General features: G+C 39.5%; 5 protein-coding genes. All 5 read left to right on the top strand.

Going from position 1 to position 4,110, the window contains the following annotated elements:
• Positions 1-897 (top strand): DUF5693 family protein (locus Q0F90_RS07760; protein WP_296004491.1); only part of this gene is annotated, 897 nt, incomplete at its 5' end.
• Positions 890-1,990, top strand: coding sequence for a polysaccharide pyruvyl transferase CsaB (csaB, locus tag Q0F90_RS07755; RefSeq protein WP_296004489.1), 1,101 nt, complete (start codon positions 890-892; stop codon positions 1,988-1,990). The genes Q0F90_RS07760 and csaB, both read left to right, overlap by 8 nt.
• 33 nt (positions 1,991-2,023) lie before the next feature.
• On the top strand, positions 2,024-2,860 hold the full coding sequence (locus Q0F90_RS07750; RefSeq protein WP_009351809.1) for a transketolase: 837 nt from the start codon (positions 2,024-2,026) through the stop codon (positions 2,858-2,860).
• The gene (locus Q0F90_RS07745; protein ID WP_296004487.1) at positions 2,860-3,792 is read left to right on the top strand and encodes a transketolase family protein; all 933 of its coding nucleotides are present in this window, start codon (positions 2,860-2,862) and stop codon (positions 3,790-3,792) included. The genes Q0F90_RS07750 and Q0F90_RS07745 overlap by 1 nt, the downstream gene beginning before the upstream one ends.
• 14 nt (positions 3,793-3,806) lie before the next feature.
• The coding region (locus tag Q0F90_RS07740; protein ID WP_296004485.1) for a cell division ATP-binding protein FtsE at positions 3,807-4,110 on the top strand (304 nt) is incomplete at its 3' end.

Genomic DNA, 4,110 nt, shown 5'->3' with positions numbered 1-4,110 from the left:
ATGCCTAAACACACGCAATTGGTTGCATTCTTTGGTATCTCTTTAGCATCTATCGTTGTATTTATTATTACAAGTGGTACATTAATTACTCAAATTTGGGCTTTATCTAGTGCTGTTATGGCTCCAGTAGGGGCTATGATTCGATTGATGGAAGAGTGGCGTCGTTATGACGGGGCTCGTCCGCTAGGTGCTACTAAGTCTACAGTGCTTGCTTTATTTTATCTCGTAATTGCAGCTCTATTTGCTGCTATTGGGGGTATGTATATTGCATCTTTACTTGGTAATACGAAATTCTTTATGGAATTTGCTATCTTTAGAGGTGTTAAATTAACATTTGTATTACCAGTTCTTCTAGTTATGATTGCTTACTTACAACGATTCCCGTTGTGGAAAGGTCGCATGATTAACTCTAAAGAAGAAGCGAAGAAGTTCGTAGTAGAATTCCTTACAATGGATGTTAAATTCTATGTATTCTTCGTAGTAGCTGCACTTGGTGCAGTAGCTTGGGTATTTGTTGGTCGTAGTGGTCATACAGCAGGTGTTCCTGTGCCAACCTTTGAACTCACGCTTCGTCGTTTCCTTGAAAATACGATGTATGCAAGACCTCGTGAAAAAGAGTTTATTATTGGTCACCCTGCATTAATGCTTGCAACCTTTGCATTCTTGCGAAAATGGCCTACAGTGATTCACTTCTTATTGACTCTAGCTGGTGTAATCGGTATTGCATCAATGGTAGAAACATTCTGTCATCTTAGAACACCTGTATTCATGTCTATCATGCGTGGATCTGACGGATTGTTGATAGGTGCTCTTTTTGGCGTACTTCTTATCATTGCAGTACGTTTTATGATGTACGTAACACAATGGTTCCAAGCTAGGGAGGTTGACCATGAGTAATATTGTGATCTCTGGTTATTATGGCTTTGGTAATGCAGGTGATGAAGCTATGCTCTGCGCCATTATCGATGCTATTCGAAAAGAAGAGGCAGACGCACATATTACTGTAATTTCTGGTAATCCTAAAGAGACTAGTAAGAAATATAATATTAATGCAGTAGGTACATTTTCTGCATTCGGTATTCTAAAGGCCATTGCTAATTCTGATCTTGTAATTAGTGGTGGTGGCAGTCTTTTACAAGATGCTACAAGTATTCGCAATACTTACTATTATTTAAGTATTATGGCGTTGGCCAAGATGATGGGGAAAAAAGTTATGCTTTATTCCCAAGGGATTGGACCTTTGAATCGACCATCTACACGTCGAGCTGTAGGTTTTGTATTGCGTTTTGTAGATATAATTACGGTGCGAGACTCTATTTCTAAAGCGGAATTAGAATCTTTAGGCATTGAGGATGTAGAGGTTACGGCAGATGCTGTATTAGCCATGCAACCTGTTGATTTATCTATGGGAGCACATATTCTTGAAGGGTATACCTCTAAGCTTCCTGAATCAGTTGAACTACCTAAAAAAATAGGTGTTGCTGTTCGTAGTTGGAAAGAGGATACCGAATATCGTGAAGCCTTAGCAAATGTGTTAAGCCGCTTGCAAGAACAAGATAATGTGGAAATTATCTTTATTCCTATGTCTCATCCTGAGGATACAAAAGAGGCGAAAATTATTGCAGGCTATATGCCGAAGGGTGCTATTGTGTTAGAAGGACCATTCTCTACAGAGCAACAAGTATCATTATCTGGTAATGTTGACCTTATGATTGGTATACGCCTTCATGCCTTAGTTTTTAGCTCTTTAATGGGAAAACCGGTCATTGGTATTTCCTATGATCCTAAAATTACAAGTTTCTTACATATGATTGGTCAAGAGCCAATTGGCACAATGACTCATTTACGTGAAGAAGCTTTATATCAATGGTGTCATAAATTATTGAATTCTCGTGAGGAATATCAAGCCTCTTATGACCGTATTGAAACATTGCGTGTAGATTCTCAACGCAATGCAGAAATTGCTATTTCATTACTTAAGAATTATTAATATATTGGATCCTATCCAGAAAGAGAGGTCTCTATGGCTACATTAACACAAGATGTTAAACAATTAGTTCAAGAGAAGGCAAAAGCTATTCGCGTTAGTATTGTACAGTCTGTGACGGCAGCGAAATCCGGTCACCCAGGTGGTTCACTATCTATCGCCGATGTGATGGCCTTGTTGTACTATGTAGAAATGAATGTAGATCCAGCAAATCCAAAGGATCCTAATAGAGATCGTTTCGTCCTTTCTAAAGGTCATGCAGCACCTGCATTATATGCTACATTGGCAGAAAAAGGTTATTTCCCTAAAGAAGAACTTTTGAACTTGCGTAAAATTGACCATATGTTACAAGGTCATCCTGATATGAAACATACTCCAGGTGTAGATATGTCTACAGGCTCTTTAGGTCAAGGTATCTCTGCAGCTTGTGGTATGGCATTGGCAGGTAAAATTGATAATGCTGACTATCGTGTATATTCCATCCTTGGTGACGGCGAGCTTGAAGAAGGTCAAGTTTGGGAAGCGGCCATGTTTGCAGGTCATTATAAGCTCAATAACTTAACTGCTTTTGTTGATTTCAACGGTCTTCAAATTGATGGGGATATTACAAAAGTACTTTCTCCATTGCCAATTCCAGAAAAGTTTAAAGCTTTTAATTGGAACGTTATTGAAGTAAATGGTCACGATCTTGATGAACTTCATAATGCTATTGAATCTGCGAAAGCTTTCACAGAAGGCCCAACATGCATCGTAATGCATACTGTAAAAGGTAAAGGCGTTGAAGAAATGGAAGGCCAAGCAGGTTGGCATGGTAAAGCACCAAGTGAAGAACAAGGTGTAGCCTTTGTTAATGAGATTATGGGGGTACAATAATGGGTAAAGCAACACGTGAAGCATATGGTAATGCGCTAGCTCGCATTGGTAAAGAAAATACAAATATTATTGTTTTAGATGCAGATTTATCTAAATCTACTAAAACTGATACTTTTAAAGGTGCATGCCCAGAGCGCTTCTTTAACGTAGGTATTGCAGAGCAAAACTTGATTTCCGTTGGTGCTGGTCTAGCAGCAGCTGGTAAGATTCCATTCGTATCTTCCTTCTCTATGTTTGCTACAGGTCGTGCCTTTGAACAAATCCGCAACGCTGTATGTTATCCAAAATTAAATGTAAAAGTATGTGCTACACATGCTGGTATTACAGTCGGTGAAGATGGTGCTACGCATCAAAGTTTGGAAGATATTTCCTGCATGCGTACATTGCCTAATATGACAGTCGTAGTTCCTGCAGACGAGCGCGAAACAGAGGCCGTTATTGAATGGGCTGCATCTTATGAAGGCCCTGTATATGTGCGTCTTGGTCGTGCAGGTGTAGATGATGTAACTGCAGAAGGTTATACATTTGTGCCAGGTAAATCTACTACATTGGTAGAGGGCTCTGATGTTACAATTATCGCTTGCGGCGCATTAGTTGGTCCTGCTGTAGAGGCGGCTAAAACCTTAGCTGAATCTAATGTGTCTGCTCGTGTAATCAATATGGCATCTATTAAGCCAATTGATGCAGAGGCAATTGTAAAAGCAGCTACTGAAACTGGTGCTATCGTTACCGCAGAAGAGCATAATATCATTGGTGGTCTGGGTTCTGCTGTGTCTGAAGTTGTTGTGGCTAATAAGCCAGTTCCTATGGAATTCGTTGGTGTACAAGATACATTTGGGGAGAGTGGTACACCAAAAGAATTGATGGCTAAATATGGATTGACAGCAAAAGACATTGTAGAAGCAGTAAAACGTGTAATCACTCGTAAATAATCAAAGGGGACCCCATGATTGAATTTAAGAATGTTAGTAAAGTCTATGATAATGGTTCTGTTGCATTAGACGATGTGTGTTTAACCATTAACGATGGTGAATTTGTCCTCGTTTGTGGTCACAGTGGTGCAGGGAAATCAACTCTATTTAAGTTATTAACACATGAAGTTGTGCCAGACACTGGTACAGTTATCGTTGATGACTTTGATGTTACGCGTATGAAACGCAGTAAAATTCCAAAATTACGTAGAAAGCTCGGCGTTGTATTCCAAGACTTCCGTTTATTGCCAAATAAAACTGTGGCGGAAAATATCGCCT

The organism is uncultured Veillonella sp., assembly GCF_934190855.1.
Classification (GTDB): domain Bacteria; phylum Bacillota; class Negativicutes; order Veillonellales; family Veillonellaceae; genus Veillonella.
Note: the sequence above shows the minus strand (reverse complement) of the source record. Positions and strands in the feature narration are given on the sequence as shown.

Bases quoted from the DNA above. Each gene is read 5' to 3' on its own strand.
- csaB (WP_296004489.1), top strand. From the start codon at position 890: ATGAGTAATATTGTGATCTCTGGTTATTATGGCTTTGGTAATGCAGGT.
- Q0F90_RS07750 (WP_009351809.1), top strand. From the start codon at position 2,024: ATGGCTACATTAACACAAGATGTTAAACAATTAGTTCAAGAGAAGGCA.
- Q0F90_RS07745 (WP_296004487.1), top strand. From the start codon at position 2,860: ATGGGTAAAGCAACACGTGAAGCATATGGTAATGCGCTAGCTCGCATT.